The sequence below is a fragment of the Pseudarthrobacter defluvii genome, assembly GCF_030323865.1.
GTDB lineage: Bacteria > Actinomycetota > Actinomycetes > Actinomycetales > Micrococcaceae > Arthrobacter > Arthrobacter sedimenti.
The window spans coordinates 4,045,811-4,062,170 of the sequence record NZ_CP066362.1 but is presented as its reverse complement, the minus strand read 5'-3'; the positions used below and the strand labels follow the sequence as shown (position 1 = coordinate 4,062,170).

17 protein-coding genes are annotated in these 16,360 nt (G+C 65.6%); 9 read left to right on the top strand and 8 right to left on the bottom strand.

Annotated features, from left to right (window positions below; translation table 11 throughout):
• Nucleotides 1-66: 66 nt before the first annotated feature.
• The gene (gene purB, locus JCQ34_RS18850; RefSeq protein ID WP_286400384.1) at nucleotides 67-1,509 is read right to left on the bottom strand and encodes an adenylosuccinate lyase; all 1,443 of its coding nucleotides are present in this window, start codon (nucleotides 1,507-1,509) and stop codon (nucleotides 67-69) included.
• A gap of 166 nt (nucleotides 1,510-1,675) precedes the next feature.
• On the opposite strand from purB, the gene JCQ34_RS18845 reads away from it, so the two are divergent.
• The gene (locus tag JCQ34_RS18845) at nucleotides 1,676-1,978 is read left to right on the top strand and encodes a hypothetical protein (protein WP_286400382.1); all 303 of its coding nucleotides are present in this window, start codon (nucleotides 1,676-1,678) and stop codon (nucleotides 1,976-1,978) included.
• Nucleotides 1,978-3,324 (top strand): hypothetical protein, encoded by a 1,347-nt coding sequence (locus JCQ34_RS18840; protein WP_286400380.1) that lies wholly within the window; start codon nucleotides 1,978-1,980, stop codon nucleotides 3,322-3,324. Before JCQ34_RS18845 ends, JCQ34_RS18840 begins: the two co-directional genes overlap by 1 nt.
• Before the next feature lie 27 nt (nucleotides 3,325-3,351).
• Here JCQ34_RS18840 and JCQ34_RS18835 read toward each other — a convergent pair whose 3' ends face one another.
• Both JCQ34_RS18835 and JCQ34_RS18830 read right to left on the bottom strand, forming a co-directional pair.
• A complete protein-coding gene (locus JCQ34_RS18835; RefSeq protein WP_286400378.1) occupies nucleotides 3,352-4,272 on the bottom strand; it encodes a hypothetical protein in 921 nt (306 codons plus the stop codon).
• A 220-nt stretch (nucleotides 4,273-4,492) separates the two neighbouring features.
• On the bottom strand, nucleotides 4,493-4,918 hold the full coding sequence (locus tag JCQ34_RS18830; protein WP_286400376.1) for a phage holin family protein: 426 nt from the start codon (nucleotides 4,916-4,918) through the stop codon (nucleotides 4,493-4,495).
• A 103-nt stretch (nucleotides 4,919-5,021) separates the two neighbouring features.
• On the opposite strand from JCQ34_RS18830, the gene JCQ34_RS18825 reads away from it, so the two are divergent.
• From JCQ34_RS18825 to JCQ34_RS18805, 5 genes are all read left to right on the top strand, one after another.
• The gene (locus JCQ34_RS18825) at nucleotides 5,022-6,140 is read left to right on the top strand and encodes a histidinol-phosphate transaminase (protein WP_286400374.1); all 1,119 of its coding nucleotides are present in this window, start codon (nucleotides 5,022-5,024) and stop codon (nucleotides 6,138-6,140) included.
• A gap of 149 nt (nucleotides 6,141-6,289) precedes the next feature.
• Nucleotides 6,290-7,519, top strand: a complete 1,230-nt coding sequence (gene pdhA, locus JCQ34_RS18820; RefSeq protein ID WP_286400372.1) for a pyruvate dehydrogenase (acetyl-transferring) E1 component subunit alpha — start codon at nucleotides 6,290-6,292, stop codon at nucleotides 7,517-7,519.
• The gene (locus JCQ34_RS18815; RefSeq protein ID WP_286400370.1) at nucleotides 7,519-8,499 is read left to right on the top strand and encodes an alpha-ketoacid dehydrogenase subunit beta; all 981 of its coding nucleotides are present in this window, start codon (nucleotides 7,519-7,521) and stop codon (nucleotides 8,497-8,499) included. Before pdhA ends, JCQ34_RS18815 begins: the two co-directional genes overlap by 1 nt.
• 7 nt (nucleotides 8,500-8,506) lie before the next feature.
• Nucleotides 8,507-9,985, top strand: coding sequence for a dihydrolipoamide acetyltransferase family protein (locus JCQ34_RS18810; RefSeq protein ID WP_286400368.1), 1,479 nt, complete (start codon nucleotides 8,507-8,509; stop codon nucleotides 9,983-9,985).
• Between the two features lie 3 nt (nucleotides 9,986-9,988).
• Complete coding sequence (locus tag JCQ34_RS18805; protein ID WP_286400367.1) at nucleotides 9,989-10,606, top strand: phosphatase PAP2 family protein; 618 nt, start codon at nucleotides 9,989-9,991, stop codon at nucleotides 10,604-10,606.
• A gap of 31 nt (nucleotides 10,607-10,637) precedes the next feature.
• Here JCQ34_RS18805 and JCQ34_RS18800 read toward each other — a convergent pair whose 3' ends face one another.
• The 5 genes from JCQ34_RS18800 to JCQ34_RS18780 all read right to left on the bottom strand — a co-directional run bounded on the left by JCQ34_RS18800 (nucleotide 10,638) and on the right by JCQ34_RS18780 (nucleotide 14,378).
• Nucleotides 10,638-10,973 (bottom strand): hypothetical protein, encoded by a 336-nt coding sequence (locus JCQ34_RS18800; RefSeq protein WP_286400365.1) that lies wholly within the window; start codon nucleotides 10,971-10,973, stop codon nucleotides 10,638-10,640.
• A gap of 178 nt (nucleotides 10,974-11,151) precedes the next feature.
• Nucleotides 11,152-11,580: a universal stress protein gene (locus JCQ34_RS18795; RefSeq protein WP_286400364.1), complete on the bottom strand. Its 429-nt coding sequence runs from the start codon at nucleotides 11,578-11,580 to the stop codon at nucleotides 11,152-11,154.
• A 44-nt stretch (nucleotides 11,581-11,624) separates the two neighbouring features.
• The gene (locus JCQ34_RS18790) at nucleotides 11,625-12,917 is read right to left on the bottom strand and encodes a PLP-dependent aminotransferase family protein (protein ID WP_286400362.1); all 1,293 of its coding nucleotides are present in this window, start codon (nucleotides 12,915-12,917) and stop codon (nucleotides 11,625-11,627) included.
• An 88-nt stretch (nucleotides 12,918-13,005) separates the two neighbouring features.
• Complete coding sequence (locus JCQ34_RS18785; RefSeq protein WP_286400360.1) at nucleotides 13,006-13,599, bottom strand: GerMN domain-containing protein; 594 nt, start codon at nucleotides 13,597-13,599, stop codon at nucleotides 13,006-13,008.
• Between the two features lie 221 nt (nucleotides 13,600-13,820).
• Nucleotides 13,821-14,378, bottom strand: a complete 558-nt coding sequence (locus tag JCQ34_RS18780) for an NAD(P)H-dependent oxidoreductase (RefSeq protein ID WP_286400359.1) — start codon at nucleotides 14,376-14,378, stop codon at nucleotides 13,821-13,823.
• A gap of 122 nt (nucleotides 14,379-14,500) precedes the next feature.
• Here JCQ34_RS18780 and JCQ34_RS18775 point away from each other — a divergent pair, with 122 nt between their 5' ends.
• Together JCQ34_RS18775 and JCQ34_RS18770 are read left to right on the top strand one after the other, a co-directional pair.
• The gene (locus tag JCQ34_RS18775; RefSeq protein ID WP_286400358.1) at nucleotides 14,501-15,109 is read left to right on the top strand and encodes a TetR/AcrR family transcriptional regulator; all 609 of its coding nucleotides are present in this window, start codon (nucleotides 14,501-14,503) and stop codon (nucleotides 15,107-15,109) included.
• 267 nt (nucleotides 15,110-15,376) lie between these two features.
• Nucleotides 15,377-16,360: an ABC transporter permease gene (locus JCQ34_RS18770; protein ID WP_286400357.1), complete on the top strand. Its 984-nt coding sequence runs from the start codon at nucleotides 15,377-15,379 to the stop codon at nucleotides 16,358-16,360.

Here is a 16,360-nt window from a genome sequence, read left to right as displayed (position 1 = left end):
CGGAAGGCGCCGGGCCTTCTTGAAGCCCGGCGACGCCGTCGTACGTTTCCTGCCCTGCGTGCGGGCTTACTTCAGGTGGTCCACCAGCTGGTCCGCGATGCCCGTGTACTTGCCGGGCGTAAGGGCCAGGAGGCGTGCCTCAGCCTCGGGCGAGAGGCCCAGGCCCTGCACGAACTCCTGCATGCGGGCCGCGTCCACGCGGTGGCCGCGGGTGAGGTCCTTGAGGCGCTCGTAGGGGTTCTCCATGCCTTCGACGCCGGCAATCGCCTCGGCGCGCATGACCATCTGGATTGCCTCGCCCAGGACCTCCCAGTTGGTGTCCAGATCGGCGGCCAGGACGTCCTCGGCAACGTCCAGGCGGTCAAGGCCCTTGGCCACGTTGGAGAGGGCCAGCAGGGAGTGGCCGAACGCCACGCCGATGTTGCGCTGACTGGAGGAGTCGGTGAGGTCGCGCTGCCAGCGGGAGGTCACCAGGGTGGCAGCCAGGGTGTCCAGCAGGCCGTTGGAGATCTCCAGGTTGGCCTCGGCGTTCTCGAAGCGGATGGGGTTGACCTTGTGCGGCATGGTGGACGACCCCGTTGCGCCGGCCACCGGGATCTGCGCGAAGTAGCCGATGGAGATGTAGCTCCAGATGTCCGTGCAGACGTTGTGGAGGATGCGGTTGAAGCGCGCCACGTCGGCGTACAGCTCCGCCTGCCAGTCGTGGCTCTCGATCTGCGTGGTCAGCGGGTTCCAGGTCAGGCCGAGTCCCTCGACGAACGACTTGGACACCTGCTCCCAGTCGGCGCCGGGAACGGAGGCCACATGGGCGGCGTAGGTGCCGGTGGCGCCGTTGATCTTGCCCAGGTATTCGGTCTTGGCAATCCGGTCCAGCTGGCGGGTCAGGCGGTGCGCGATGACTGCCAGCTCCTTGCCCAAAGTGGTGGGTGTGGCGGGCTGGCCGTGGGTGCGGGACAGCATCGGGACGGCGCGGTTGTCCTCGGCCATCCTGCTGATCTGTGCCACCAGGGCGCGGGCCGCGGGCAGCCACACGTCCTCCACAGCACCCTTGACGCCGAGTGCGTAGGAGAGGTTGTTGATGTCCTCGGACGTGCAGCCGAAGTGGACCATGGCGGTCAGGTTTTCGATCCCGATCGCCGGGAGCCGGCGGCCGATGTAGTACTCCACGGCCTTCACATCGTGGACGGTGACGGCCTCGATCTCGCCCAGCTCCGCTACGGACGCGGCGTCGAACTCCGTGACGATGGCCCGGAGTTGGCTCTGCTGTTCCGCGCTCAGCCGGCCCGCGCCGGGCAGGACATTGTTGCTGGTCAGGTGGATCAGCCATTCCACTTCGACGGCCACGCGGTCTCGGTTCAGCGCAGCCTCGGACAGGTAGTCGACCAGGGGCGCGACGGCGGACTGGTAGCGGCCGTCCAGGGGGCCAAGCGCGATATTTTCCGATGACGCGGCGAGGGCCAGGCGTCCTGAGGGCGTGCGGGTGTCAGCTGTGGCGGCAGTTTCAGGCATGTGCTGATTCTTTCACGAAGTCCGGCGCCGCCTTAAGCGCGTCCCCCACGTTACTTGTCCACATAGCCGACGGCGGTGCTTACCCGGGCAGGGAAGCGTCCCTAGCGTTGGTGGCGGCAGGGTTGGGGCGGATCATCCGGCCGGGAAGACCGCGACGGTAAGCAGCATGGAGAACGAATCGATGGACGGGATACGGGGCAGCGGGCAGGACGTCAGCCTGGAAGTCCAGGAGGTGGGCAGGAAGGTGGCGCAGTGCTCGCACAGTGCCGAAGAAGTGCTTGCGGGATTCCATGAGATCCAGATGGAGGACTGGCAGTCGCCTGCGGGACAGGCCTACCGGGAATCTGTCGCCTTGCAGGCGGTGGCCGTACGGAGGGCCTTGGACCGGATCCTGGAAGCTTCTGCCGCCGTGGCAGCACATGCCCGCGCGGCATTGACCTCCGAATGTTCGCCTGACGGCCGGTGCTGATGGCTGACGCAACGCCCTCCGGATCGGGAGGACCCATCCAGGTTTTGCCACCACCTCCGGACGGCAACCTCACAGTCTCCGGCGGGGTGGGCGGCATTACCGTCCAGCTGGAGGAGCTGGAGGTGGGGGCCGGAAAGCTCGATCGGCTGGCCGAGCGGCTCGCAGCCATCGAGTCTGGGCTTTTCACTGCCTGGCAGGAGCTCGGTGCCCACCAGAACCGACCGCGCAGTACGGGAACCGCCGCCCTCATTGCCGTTTGGGAGGCTAAGGATGCCGTCCGGACAGTACGCCTGGAACTGCAGCGGATCAGCGGCCAGGTGCGCAGTTGCAGGCGCGAGTATGAGATTGCCGAATCCGCTGCCCACCTGAAGTGGCGGCTGGGTTTGTCGGATCCGGACGTGGAGCTCCAGAATCACGTGGACTTCTGGCGGACGGGATTCCTTAACGGGGATGCCACTGAAATGCTGGTGGCAGATGCCGTCATCCTCCTTCCCGCGATCAAGCCAGCGGTTGAAGAGAACATCCCTTCCCTGCGCACGGGCCCCGTAACGGCCACGCAGGAAGAAACCATCTCCATCGATCTTGATGCGAGCCCCGCCGGGCTGCTTGAGCGGGTACGGATGATTGAGGCACGCGGCAGCGGCTACATCGAAGTCATTGAAGTGGATACCGGCGCCGGAAAAGCCTACGTCGTTGTTGTTCCCGGAACGCAGGTGAACGAATCCGATGGCGGGACCAATCCTTTTGATTTGGGCGGAATCGTAGACGGTATGGGTGCCCGCTCGGAACGGATCAATGAAGCTGTCATCCAGTCGCTCCGGCAGGCGGGTGCGGAACCCGGTGCGGAGGTGGTCGCTGTGGGGTACAGCCAAGGCGGTATCCACGCCATGAACCTGGCGGCTGACGAGGCCTTGGGGAAGGAGTACCGGCTCAAATACGTCCTGACCGCCGGGTCGCCCGTTTCGCGCATCATGCCTTCCCCCGATGTCAGCAGCCTTCACCTGGAGCACCGAACAGACTGGGTGCCCGGCAGCGATGGCTTGCCGAACCGCGACGCCAGGAACCAGGTCACCGTAACCATGAACAATGACCTTTACGTGCGCGGGGGAGAAGATGCCGGGTTGGGCCCCGGACACAGCCTCCCGGGCTATGAGGAGGCAGCCCGGCAGGTGGGCGCCAGCAAAGACCCCTCACTGGTCCAGTCCACGGCGGTGCTTGGGAGTGTCCTCGGAGCCGGGGGTGCTGCCACCGCCACCCGCTTTGCATTGTCCAAGACTCCGCCGCCCTCTGTTCCCAAGGATCCCAGGGACCCCTTTTCCGGGCGGCCGCAGCCGGGTGCCCGGTAGGGGCCGTGACTGTTCCCGGCGGGGGAGTCATGAAATCTGCGCGGCGTGCAGTTCAGCATAGGGATTTGAGCGTGGGTTTTCCGGTTTCGGGGCAGGTTCCGGAGCGGGCGGCGGGGCTGGCTGTGGAGCCGGGGCGGGGACAGCGGCGGGGCACCGGTAGTTGTAGTCGAGGTCGTTTTCCGTGAACTGCGTTGTGGTTACAGTTCCGCCTGGCGTCAAAGGTGAAGCCCCGCAATATTCCTCTGCCGACTCTGCGGAATAGGCGCCCGCCAGCCAGTTCTGAAGTTTGTCGAGGTTGCTGCCGGGCCTGACGTCACCCACAATCTCGCTGAATTGATACCCGGTTGAATAGATCCCTACTTCTGCTCCGGCGCCCTGCAGGTAGGCCGTCATGCCTTCCAGTTCTGCTGCATTCACCGCCTTGTCCCACAGCCAGCTGTTTCCGAATTCAACATCCAGCCACCACATCCGGTGGCCCACGGTGTGCCCGGCTTCCTGCAGGATGCCAGCCGCGTTGACGGCCATCCCGTAGCCGTGCACGTAAGCGCAGGCCGGGGAGGCAGTGCCATCGCATTGCCCGTAGGGGTTGCTGACAGCAGCGTTCCGATAGGTGTTCTCTGCAGGCCACCACAGTGTTTCAACAGGACCTGTTGCGGCCGTGTTCACATACACGGCCGCCGGCGTCCCTCCTGCCGAGAGCGCGCTTTTGTCGGCCCAGGCCAGCTGGTCCGACAAGCACGGGTTGGCTGTATCCGGCCGGCCGCCGTTCACGCCCACGATCGCGAAGGCAGGGGGTGCAGGAAGATCCGCGCCGCATTGGGGCCAGGAGATGTCGTTGCCCAAACCCCCGGCACTGGGCAACGGCCCTGTTTCGGTGTCCGCATGAGCAGGGCCGGCCTGCCAGGCGAAAAGCAGGCAGGCAGCGAGCAGGATTCTTATGGGCTTCATCTTTGGCCCCCGTGTTCCGGAACTGACAGCAACGGGCCTTTTTGCGGCCCGATTCGCAGCCTAAAAGGCGGGCACCATGGGGGTCATGGGTGGCCGGTACTGGACTTTTGGGAACCGGCACGGGGAAAGCACCTGTGAGGTACCTGCTTCCGCGGGCACTTCTACTTGGGTGGACGAATCCTGCCTGGTCGTCAGCCCCGGCAGGTGGCCCCGCGGGACGTCAGCGCCGGCCGCCGGGCAGCAGCCCTGCAACCATTGAAACCAGGGAAATGATGATCGCGGCCAGCACGGCAGTCCAGAAGAAGGAATCGAAGGTGAGGTGCACCGGGGTGTAGCTGCTGATCCAGGAGGTCAAGTACAACATCGCTGCATTGATCACTATCGCGAACAGGCCGAGCGTCAGGATGGTGATAGGAAGAGCGAGGAGACTTACCAGGGGCCGCACGAAGGCATTGACCACGCCGAAAATGAGGCCGATAAAGAGATAGGCCACCACAATCCCGATGGTCCCGGTGTCCTGCGAAATACCGGTCCTGGCCACGGCATCAGATGCCGCAGTGCTGGAAATTTCCATGCCGGGCAGGACCCAGCTGGCCACCCAAAGAGCAGCGGCATTGACGACGACCCGGAGGATGAAGGAACCCATGGCACCATGCTTCCATACCGTCCTTCCGGGCGGCTGGGACCGGCCTGAATTTCTGCCGTTCACTCCCCGGAACCCTTGAGGGCCTCGAAGTAGGCTAGAGGCCATGACTTCATCTGAAACCAGGGCTGGCGGAATCGCGCCGCGCCCGGTGCTGGACCGGCTGCCCCGCTACGCTGCAGGAAAGCCGCCGGCCGCGGTCAGCGGACTGGCCAGCTACAAGCTGTCCTCCAACGAAAACCCGCTGCCGCCGATTCCGGCGGTGCTGGACGCCATTGCCGGCCAGAAAGACTTCAACCGCTACCCGGATCCCCTGAGCAGCAAGCTCCGTGCCACGCTCGCAGAATTCCTTGACGTTCCTGCCGAGGACATCGTGACCGGAGCTGGAAGCCTGGGCGCGCTCAACCAGATCCTGGCGGCCTTTGCGGGCCAGAACGACGACGGCAAGGCGGACGAAGTCATCTACGCCTGGCGCTCCTTTGAGGCATACCCCATCAGCGTGGGCCTGGCGGGCGCCGAGAGCGTGCAGATCCCCGTGACCGGTGACGGGCGGCACGACCTCGCAGCCATGGCGGCAGCAGTGAGTGCCCGCACCAAGGTGATCCTGCTCTGCACGCCCAACAACCCCACCGGCCCGGCCCTCACGGCAGCTGAGACCGAGGCCTTCATCCGTTCCGTCCCAGCCGACGTCGTGGTGGTCATCGATGAGGCTTACCAGGAGTTTGTCCGGGCGGAGGACGCGGTGGACGGGATCGCGCTCTACCGCAAATACCCCAACGTTGTGGTGCTCCGGACGTTCTCCAAGGCACATGGCCTGGCCGGGCTTCGCGTCGGCTACAGCGTCTCCCATCCGGAATTAACCCAATACCTGCGGGTCGCCGCAACACCTTTCGCCGTGTCCCAAATTGCCGAAAAGGCGGCAATCGTTTCCCTCGAGAATTACCCCCAGGTTGTGGAAAGGGTACAAAAACTCGTGGACGAGCGAACGCGGGTCATGGCTGGCCTCCGGGAGCTGGGATGGGCGGTCCCCGATGCCCAGGGCAACTTCGTGTGGCTTGCCCTTGGCGCTGAAACCACGGCCTTTGCCGAGCTCGCGGGCACGCGGGCCCTCTCTGTGCGGGCCTTCGCCGGGGAAGGCGTAAGGGTCAGCATCGGGGAACCCGAGGCAAACTCACGGTTCCTCCAGTTGTGTGCCGACTATACAAAGGCGCCAGCAACTTCCTAGCGCTTAACAAGTAGCCCTCCGGCTACTTACCGCAGATAAAGTTAGGATCAGTAAGCCAATGTATATGCCGTAGAGGGAATGTATTCCTTGTAAGGCATATATCCTCACGACATCGCATTGCATCCGGATGCGGCAGGCAAGGAGACGGTATGGGCACTCATCTGCCTTCCACCGAGTTCGACGGAACAGCGGTAGACGACCAGCGGGAGGCCGATGCAGAGGCCGTTATGGGTGAGCCCCCTGCCCAGATGGTGCAGTTGCTGGGCCCTGACGGAAAACTGGGCGCCGACCCGGTCTTCAGTGAGTACGCGGACAAACTCACCCCGGAGGACCTCCGTGGCCTCTACGCCGACATGGCCGCCATCCGCAGGTTCGACGTCGAGGCCACCGCCCTCCAGCGTCAAGGGCAGCTGGCACTGTGGGTCCCGCTTACCGGCCAGGAGGCAGCGCAGATTGGCTCGGGCAGGGCCAGCCAGCCGCAGGACTACATCTTTCCCACCTACCGTGAACACGGCGTAGCGCTGACCCGCAACGTGGACCTGGCAGAACTCCTGCGCCAGTTCCGCGGGGTCTCCAACGGTGGCTGGAATCCAAAGGACACTAACTTCCACCTGTATACGCTGGTCCTGGCCGCGCAGACCCTGCACGCCGTCGGCTACGCCATGGGAATCCAGCGGGACCAGAAGCTCGCGGCGTCGGATCCGGCAGGCAGGCAGCCGGATGCGGCCGTCATCGCCTACTTCGGCGACGGCGCCAGTTCCGAGGGCGACGTCCACGAATCGATGGTGTTCGCCTCCTCCTACAAGGCCCCGGTCGTGTTCTTCTGCCAGAACAACCACTGGGCCATCTCCGTGCCCACCAACGTCCAGACCCGCGTGCCCCTCTCCAACCGCGCCAAGGGCTACGGTTTCCCCGGCATCCGCGTGGACGGGAACGACGTGATCGCTGTGCACGCAGTCACCGAGTGGGCGCTCGAGCACGCACGCCAGGGCAAGGGCCCGGTCCTGATCGAGGCCTTCACCTACCGGGTGGGGGCGCACACCACCGCGGACGATCCCACCAAATACCGGCACTCCGACGAAGAGGACGCCTGGCGCGCCAAGGACCCGCTGGCCCGGCTCGAAAAGTACCTGCGCGCCGAAGGCCTGGCCGACGACGCCTACTTCGCCAAGGTGAAGGCAGACGGCGACGAGCTGGCCGCTTATGTCCGCCGCACCGCCCATGATCTCGAAAACCCGGACATCCGGACGGCCTTCGCCAACGTCTACGCCGAAGCGCACCCGCTGGTGGCGGAGGAACTGGCATGGTTCGAGGAATACAGCGCAGGATTTGCCGGCGAGGAAGAATCCGCCGGGCGGGCAGCAAAGGCAGGCCACTGATGACCACCATGACCATCGCGAAGGCCATCAACGAGGGCCTTCGCGCCACCCTGGCCGCCAACCCCAAATCGCTGCTGATGGGCGAGGACATCGGCCCCCTGGGCGGCGTCTACCGGGTCACCGACGGGCTGATCGGCGAGTTCGGCCCTGACCGCGTGGTGGACACCCCGCTGGCGGAGTCCGGCATCATCGGCACCGCCATCGGCCTGGCCCTGCGCGGATACAGCCCCGTCTGCGAAATCCAGTTCGACGGCTTCGTGTTCCCCGGCTTCAACCAGATCACCACGCAACTGGCCAAGATGCACGCCCGCAGCAACGGGACCCTCACCGTTCCGGTGGTCATCCGCATTCCCTACGGCGGCGGCATCGGGTCGGTGGAACACCACTCGGAATCCCCTGAAGCCCTGTTCGCCCACACGGCAGGCCTGCGGATCATCACCCCGTCCAACCCGCACGACGCCTACTGGATGATCCAGCAGGCAGTGACGTGCCAGGACCCGGTAATCATCTTCGAACCCAAGCGCCGCTACTGGCTCAAGGGGGACGTGGACGTCCAGGCGCCGGGCCCCGCCGAGGACCCGTTCAAGGCCCACGTGCTCCGGGAGGGCGCCGACGCCACCATCGTGGCCTACGGCCCCCTGGTTCCCGTGGCCCTTGCCGCCGCCAATGCAGCCGAGGAGGACGGCCGCAGCGTTGAGGTCATTGACCTGCGCTCAATCTCGCCGATCGACTTCGACACGGTCACCGCGTCCGTGCAAAAGACCGGCCGGTTGATCGTGGCGCACGAGGCACCCACGTTCGGTGGAATCGGCGGCGAAATCGCCGCCCGCATCAGCGAACGCGCTTTCCACTCGCTTGAATCCCCGGTGATCCGCGTGGGCGGATTCCACATGCCGTACCCCGTTGCCAAGGTGGAGGAAGACTACCTTCCGGACATCGACCGCATCCTGGAGGCGCTGGACCGCGCCCTCTCCTACTGAGGACACCATGACCCTGAACAAGTTCAACCTGCCCGACGTCGGCGAGGGCCTGACCGAAGCGGAAATCGTCTCCTGGAAGGTCAAGCCCGGCGACACCGTGGCCATCAACGACGTCCTGTGCGAGATCGAGACCGCCAAGTCCATCGTGGAACTGCCGTCCCCGTTTGCCGGGACCGTCACCGAACTGCTGGTGCAGGAAGGGGTGACCGTCGACGTCGGGACCGCCATCATCAGCGTCAGCGACGAAGTTGCCGGCGACCCCACGCCCGCAGACGTCCGCGCGCCGGAAGCGCCGGCACAGCCACAACAAACCGCGCAGCCGCTCTATGGAAAGCTTCCCCAGGACGAGGCGCCGGATGGAACGGACGACGGCGGCGCCAGCGCCCCGGCCGGCGGTCCGCTGGTGGGTTCCGGCCCCAAGGCCGACGCCGTCAAGCGGCGCCCGCGGAAGACCGCACCAGCCGCTGCCGTGACCGTCAACGCCCCCGAGGTTGAGCCTGTGCAGCCGCGGACCCCCGCCGAGGTGTCCGCCGGCGCACCCGCCGCCGTCGACAACCGGCCGACCCTGGGCGGCACCATCACCGGGCTGGTCAACCGCGTCCTGGCCAAGCCGCCGGTCCGCAAGATCGCCCGGGACCTGGGCATCGACCTGGCCGACGTCGTGGCCACCGGTTCACGGGGCGAGGTGACGCGGGAGGACCTGGTGAGCTACCAGGCCCAGCGCGACGCCGAACTGGACAAGGCGGACGGCTTCTGGGGCAAGGCAGGAAAGCCGCAGGACCAGCGGGTGGAGCGGATCCCGGTCAAGGGCGTGCGCAAGGCCACGGCCAAGGCGATGGTGGAATCGGCCTTCGCGGCACCGCACGTCAGCATCTTCGTGGACGTCGACGCCAGCCGCACCATGGAGTTCGTCAAGCGGCTCAAGGCCTCGCGGGACTTCGAGGGCGTCAAGGTCTCACCACTGCTCATCCTGGCCAAGGCCGTCATCTGGGCTGCCGCCCGGAACCCCAGCGTGAACGCGGCGTGGGTGGACAACCAGGATGGATCGGCCGAGATCCAGGTCAAGCACTTCATGAACCTGGGCATCGCCGCAGCCACCCCGCGCGGCCTCATGGTGCCCAACATCAAGAACGCCCAGGACCTGTCGCTCAAGGAACTCGCGCTTGCCCTGAACAACCTGGCCACCACCGCCAGGGCTGGGAAGACGCAGCCGGGGGAAATGCAGGGCGGCACCCTTACGATCACCAACATCGGCGCCCTGGGCATCGATACCGGCACGCCCATCATCAACCCGGGCGAGGTGGCCATCGTGGCCTTCGGGACCATCAAGCAGAAGCCCTGGGTGCTGGACGGCGAGGTGATTCCCCGCTGGATCACCACGCTTGGGGGATCCTTCGACCACCGCGTGGTGGATGGTGACTTGTCCGCCCGCTTCATGGCCGACGTCGCGGCCATCCTGGAAGAGCCCGCGCTCCTGCTGGACTGACCGGTGACGGTTAGCGGCGGGTCGATCCGGGTTAGGAACCGGACCGCCAGATGGCTGACTGAGGTTTTCCAGCCACCGGTGGTGGTTTCCCTCCAGCTGCTGATCAGCCCGCTGGCGGAGGCGGGGTTTCCCGGATCCATCGGCTACGGTGCACTGGCGGCCCTCTTTGTGTGCGTGGTTCCGCTCGCAGTGCTGCTGGTCCTGGTCCGGCTGGGGAAGGTGACGGACCACCACGTCAGCGACCGGAAGCAGCGCGCGCCCGTGCTCCTGATGGCGCTGGCCTCCATCGCTGTCGGTTTGCTGGTGCTCAATGCCGTGGACGCGCCATCGAGTGTGGTGGCCATGGTCCTGGCGGTGGTGGGCGGAGTCGCCGTGCTGGCCGCGGTCAGCCCGTTCTGGAAAATGAGCGGCCACGCCGCCGCGATGTCCTGCGCCGCCGTCGTATCCGTCCTGATGCTGGGCCCGGCGTGGGCGCCGCTGCTGCTCCTGGTTCCGGCGGTCAGCTGGTCAAGGGTGGTCCTGAGGGCGCACACGCTGGCGCAGGTGGTGGCAGGCTCGCTCTTCGGCGGAGTGGTGATGGCTGGGATCTGGTGGCTGTTGCGGGGCTGGCTGGTGGGCTAAAGCCCCGCGGAGCACGTGCAGCCAGGAGGTTTTAGTACGCGTTGTACGCAGTCAGGGCGTCAATGATCGCCGGATCGGCAGTCGCTCCCAGGGCCACCGCGGCGCCAGTCATCAGGACTCCCATCAGGGCGGCCATGCCGGCCCAGGCGCTCAGCAGCTTCCAGTCCTCGCGCAGGACGCTGCGGACAGTCGCCGGAAGCTGAAGGCCGGGAGTGATGAGGTTGGGAGCGCTGTCCAGGCTGCCGTCGTCCAGCAGCGCAACCACCCTGTCGTTGCTGCGGTCCAACCGCATGGAGCTGATGTGGTTGCCGTGGCGGGCCAGGAGGATGTCGTGGCCAACCAGCTGGCGGCGCTGCAGAGTAATCAAGGAAAAGCCCTTCGCTGGGGGTGGAATCGTCAGTGTCCACGCCTTTGGGGGCCTCTACAATTTTATCGTTGCGCCACCAGCTGAAGCGGTGATAGAGCGGTGAGAACGGACACCCCCCGCAGCGATATCCGCCACCACGGGGAGTGTCCGGGGTTACGCCTGGGGCCGGACGGTGGGCCTAGTCGGCGTCGTAGGTGTTGGCGATGTAGACGTCACATGGAGCGTTGTGGGCAACGCTGTTGGCAACGCTGCCGAGCACCCGGCCAACGCCGCGCATGCGCCGGTTTCCCACCACGATGATCCGTGCGTCCATTCGGACCGCTTCCTTGATCAAGGCGTCGGCCGGCCGCCCCCGTGCTGCCGAATACGTCACGGTGATGTCGCGGCCCAGCGATTCCGCTACGGTCCGCGCCACCTGCTCTGCGGCGTCCGCGTCGGAGACGATCCACCGGTCGCTGCCGCTGCCGAACACTTCGGTACGGTCGCTGTCGAAGGCCGAGACTACGTGCAGCGAAGCGTCCATGGCTGCTGCCAGGCCCTTGGCCGACTCGGCCGCCTTCTTTGCGGTTTCACTGCCGTCAACCCCTACAACGATGATTCCACCCATATGCATGCTCCTTTGCTCGGTTTACGGCTCTCGTGTGGCTTACGCTACAGCGCGGCGATGGCTTCCTGCAGCACCGGCGCCAGGCGGCGCACTCCTTCGGCGATCGCGTCGGGAGGCACGGCGCTGAAGGCGAGCCTGAGCTTGTTGGACGGCTCGTCCGACGGCGTGAAGGCGGCTCCCGGGATGAACACCACCCCGGCGTCGATCGCCTTGTGCAGCAGCGGGTAGGTATCGACGCCTTCGGGCAGCGTCACCCAGACGAAGAAGCCGCCCTGCGGACTGGTCCAGGAGGTTCCGGACGGCATGTATTCCTTGAGGGCGGCCAGCATGGCCCGGCACCTTTCGGCGTACAGTTCGCGATAGGTTTCGATTTGCCCTTTCCAGTCGTATCCGCCCAGGTAGGCCGAGACCAGCATCTGGTTCAGGGTGGGCGGACAAAGAGTCACGGACTCGGCGGCAAGGTAGTAGCGGCGCTGGAGGTGCTCCGGAACCAGCGCCCAGCCGATGCGGAGGCCGGGAGCGAATATTTTGGAAAAGGAGCCCAGGTAAATCACGTCATCGGGATTGGCGGCCCGCAGGGGAGCCAAGGGTTCCCCCTCAAAACGGAGCAGGCCATACGGGTTGTCCTCCAGCACCAGAATATTCGCCCTGCGGCATATATCCACCACCTGCTGCCGGCGTTCCTTGGCGAGGGTGATGCCGGAGGGGTTGTTGAAATTGGGGATGGTGTAGAGGAACTTGATGCTCCTCCCGGCCAGTTGTAGGGCTGCAATGCGGGCTTCCAGCAGTTCCGGGACCAGCCCGTACTGGTCCATCTCCACCGTTTCCACCTGGACCTGGTAGGCCTCGAATGTGTTCAACGCGCCCACATAGGTGGGGTCCTCCACCAGCACTACGTCGCCGGGATTGCAGAAAAGCTTTGTGGCAACATCCTGTGCCGATTGGGAGCCGGCAGTGATCACCACATTCTCCGGTTTGGCATCGAGGATGCCTTCGGTGGCCATGACCTCGCAGATCTGGGCGCGCAGTTCCGCGGTCCCCTGCCCGGCGCCGTACTGCAGGGCCGTGAGGCCGTCCTCGGCGATGATCTTCGCAGCCGTCGCCGCCAGGCGGTCAAGCGGCAGCGACTGCAGGTAGGGGCTTCCGCCGGCCAGGGACACAAGGCCTGGCCGCATCGAGATGTCGAAAACGTCGCGCACGGCCGACTGGCGGATGTTTGCCGCGCGCTCGGAAAAGAGTTCCTCATGCCGGTGCGCCGAGGTGGCGGCACGTTCGATGGCGTCAATGGCCTCTGCCGGCAGCGTGCCCGCCGCAGCGTCAAGTGTTTCGTGGGTCACAGAGTCAGGATACAGCCCACTGTTATTTCTAGAGCAACACCTGTTTATCCCCGATTTACCCGCGGGAAGTTCGGTGCCAGGCGCCCAGCTACTTCAACTTCAGGTAGTCAGCCAGGCTTTCGCCGTTGATGTAGATTGCGGCCTTGACGGCGCCAACGGCTTCAAGGGCGGTCTGGGTGAGCTGGGCCTCAACCCGCGGAGTGTCGCAGGTCCCGCCCGGGTTGAGGGTTCCCGACAGGTAGACCGTGACGGTGGTGCCGTCGAAGCTGCCGGACAGGAACTTCAGCCGGGAGCTGCCCAGTGCGTTGTACAGGTTTTCCGGTTGTTCCGCACCCAGGAGGGCGTTTATCGCTGCCTTAAGCCTGCCGTCCCCCGTGCTGCCGGCCCCGGCTGCACCCACCAGGCTGTCATTGCAGCCAAAGCGGACGCCGTGCCTGCCGCCGTCGTCCACCAGCACGAAGTACGCCGTGACCGGCGCGGCCGTTGCCTCGGTGCCACTGCCGGGGGTGGGGGAGGCTGTTGACCCACCGCTTTCGGAGGCGGCAATTGTGGCGGGAATGAAGGCCAGCGGGGCGGCGCTTGGTCCGGTGCTTCCGGCTGCGGCAGGGGATTGCACGTCAGGGTGGGGGATCGGGGAGCTGCATCCCGTAAGCAGCAGGGCCAGGCATCCCACGGCAACCATGGCGCAATGCACACAGCTGTCCCAGCTTCTTTTTCCTGCCATGGGGCCGCAATCCGATCCGGTAGTTCCAGTGGATTAACGCTACGGCCCCCCTTCCCGCCGCAGATGTCCGGACGGTACCGGTTGGGACAAGAGTTGGTCACGGCCCCTGCGCCCGCGCCTTAACGCGGCAGTGCCCGGTACGCAGGGGGCGTACCGGGCACTGCGGGGTGCGGGACGGGCTAGGCTGCCGGTGCGGATGCGGCCAGGGCGTCGAAGATGCCCTTGATCTGCTCCACTACCTCGGCGTCGTCCTTGGGGTGGACTTCGGCAAAGCGCACCATGGAACCGGGGACGGCAAGCTTGACGTCTTCAAGGACCTTGGCGCCTGCGATGCCCGCGGCCTTGCGGGCCTCATCCTGGGCCCACACGCCGCCGTACTGGCCAAAAGCGGTGCCGACGACGGCGGTCGGCTTGCCTGCCAGGGCGCCGGCGCCAAAGGGGCGGGACAGCCAGTCGATGGCATTCTTCAGGGTGGCGGGAACGGTGCCGTTGTACTCGGGGGTGACGAGCAGGACGCTGTCAGCCTCTTCAGCTGCGGCGCGCAGTGCTGCCGCTGCTGCCGGGACCTGGCCTTCGACGTCGATGTCCTCGTTGTAGAACGGGATGTTGCCCAGGCTTTCGTGGATTACCACGTCCACCTGCTCCGGTGCGTTGAGCTGGATTGCTTCCGCCAGCTGCTGGTTGGTGGATCCGGCGCGGAGGCTGCCCACAAGGGTCAGTACGGTGCTCTTGGTCATGGAAACTCCTGGCTAGGGGGCGCGGCGGGGGCCGCGTTCGGTCAGACTTCAGGCTTTGCAGCCTTTCACCCAGACTAAACGGACCGTGGTCCGGTTCTATTCCCTCTGGCTACACTGTCCTTGTGAGTTCCATCCCAGTGCGGCCGGAAACGCCGGTCACGGCCGCGGAGCGCAGCGATGCCGCCCGCAACCGGGAGCGCCTCCTGCTGGCTGCCCGCGAACTGATCGAACAGGGCGGAGCAGGGGCGCTCACCATGGACCGCCTGGCCGAGCACGCAGGGGTGGGCAAAGGCACCGTCTTCCGCCGCTTCGGGAGCAGGGCCGGACTGATGCTGACCCTGCTGAATGATTCGGAGGCCGCCTTCCAGGCCCGCTTCCTGTTCGGCCCGCCACCCATGGGACCAGGCGCTGAGCCGCTCGAACGGCTGATCGCCTTTGGAACCGAGCGGATTGCCTACTTGGTGGAGTTCGGGGACCTGGTCCTCGCGGCCGGGCACGCCTCCCGGGGACGGTTCGAGGTGCCGGCCGTGGCCCTCTGGAACCAGCACGTGGAAATGCTGCTGCGCGAGGCCGGAGTGGACTCGCCCGAGCCCTGGCTGATGGCGGGCTCCCTTACCGCAACCCTGGACCCTGAACGGCTCCTGCACCTCATCCGCGACCACGGTGTCACACGTGACCGTCTCGGCGTCTCGTGGCGCGATCTTGTGACACGGGTTGTAACAGGCGCGTAGGTTACGCCCTGGCAGTTTCGCTCGTCCAGTCACACCAACTTCACAGAACTATTCATAACGATCTGATACGGCGCGCCGGATTTCGAGGGATTACCGCGCTTTTCGGGTTGGGGCTTGTGATAGTTTCCTCTGGAATGTGACCCGCGACATAGTCCACCAGGACCTGCCCATAGGGCTGCGGGAAGCCAGCTACCCGCTGGTTCGGGACCCGGTGAGGCGGCACAATCCGTGCTTGTCCGGGGAAGACGGAAGGATCCAGCAGCGCCCATGCTCAAGTACCTCGCCAAGCGCGGCATCACCTATGTGGTGATGATCTTCCTCACCACGTCCGCCGGTTATTTCCTGGCTGTCAGCTCGCTCAAGCCGGCGCTCCTCGAACAGGAGCGGATCCCCCGGCCAACCCCGGAACAGGTCGCCAACTCGATGCGGCTGAAGGGACTGGACCCGGACCTCAGCCCATGGGAGCGCTACGTTGACTGGCTGACCGGCATCGTCACCCGCTGGGACTGGGGCCGGAGCCCCAACGGCGCCTACATCAACGCCGAGTTCGGGGACCGCGTCTGGATCTCCACCCGGCTCTTCCTGGCGTCGATCATCCTCACCCTGGTCATTGGCGTTGCGCTGGGCGTCTATTCGGCGGCACGCCAGTACAAGTTCCAGGACCGGGCCATCACGTCCTACAGCTACCTTGCCCACATTGTGCCCGCGCCCATCGCCTACTTCCTTGTACAGCTGGGCGCCATCAGCATCAACGAATCAGCGGGGAACCGCATCTTCTTTGTCACGGGCATTTCCACCCCGGGCGTTGCGCCCGGCTGGCCCCAGTTCGTCGACCTGCTGGCCCATTATGCAGTGCCCACGGTGGCCATCACCCTGGTGGGCTGGGGGTCGTACCAGATCGCCCAGCGGCAATACCTTCTGGACAACGTCAACGCCGACTTCGTCAGGACTGCCCGGGCCAAGGGCCTGAGCCGGAACCAGGCCATCGCCCGCCACGCGCTGCGCGTCTCCTTCATCCCGGTGGCCCAAAGCATCGCGTTCACCATCCCTGCCATCTTCGCCGGCGGTTTCTTCGCCGAAAAAATCTTCGCCTGGCCGGGCGTTGGTTCCTGGAGCATTGATGCAATTTCGCTGCAGGACGTCAACGCCGCCACAGCCACGTTGGCCTACGGCTCAGTGATCTTCGCCATTGGCGCCATTTTGGCGGACTTCGCCACCACGCTTGTCGACCCGAGAGTGCGGGTGCAGTAA

Coding starts and splice junctions, on each gene's coding strand:
- purB (WP_286400384.1), bottom strand. CDS start 1,509: ATGCCTGAAACTGCCGCCACAGCTGACACCCGCACGCCCTCAGGACGC.
- JCQ34_RS18845 (WP_286400382.1), top strand. CDS start 1,676: ATGGAGAACGAATCGATGGACGGGATACGGGGCAGCGGGCAGGACGTC.
- JCQ34_RS18840 (WP_286400380.1), top strand. CDS start 1,978: ATGGCTGACGCAACGCCCTCCGGATCGGGAGGACCCATCCAGGTTTTG.
- JCQ34_RS18835 (WP_286400378.1), bottom strand. CDS start 4,272: ATGAAGCCCATAAGAATCCTGCTCGCTGCCTGCCTGCTTTTCGCCTGG.
- JCQ34_RS18830 (WP_286400376.1), bottom strand. CDS start 4,918: ATGGGTTCCTTCATCCTCCGGGTCGTCGTCAATGCCGCTGCTCTTTGG.
- JCQ34_RS18825 (WP_286400374.1), top strand. CDS start 5,022: ATGACTTCATCTGAAACCAGGGCTGGCGGAATCGCGCCGCGCCCGGTG.
- pdhA (WP_286400372.1), top strand. CDS start 6,290: ATGGGCACTCATCTGCCTTCCACCGAGTTCGACGGAACAGCGGTAGAC.
- JCQ34_RS18815 (WP_286400370.1), top strand. CDS start 7,519: ATGACCACCATGACCATCGCGAAGGCCATCAACGAGGGCCTTCGCGCC.
- JCQ34_RS18810 (WP_286400368.1), top strand. CDS start 8,507: ATGACCCTGAACAAGTTCAACCTGCCCGACGTCGGCGAGGGCCTGACC.
- JCQ34_RS18795 (WP_286400364.1), bottom strand. CDS start 11,580: ATGGGTGGAATCATCGTTGTAGGGGTTGACGGCAGTGAAACCGCAAAG.
- JCQ34_RS18785 (WP_286400360.1), bottom strand. CDS start 13,599: ATGGTTGCCGTGGGATGCCTGGCCCTGCTGCTTACGGGATGCAGCTCC.
- JCQ34_RS18780 (WP_286400359.1), bottom strand. CDS start 14,378: ATGACCAAGAGCACCGTACTGACCCTTGTGGGCAGCCTCCGCGCCGGA.
- JCQ34_RS18770 (WP_286400357.1), top strand. CDS start 15,377: ATGCTCAAGTACCTCGCCAAGCGCGGCATCACCTATGTGGTGATGATC.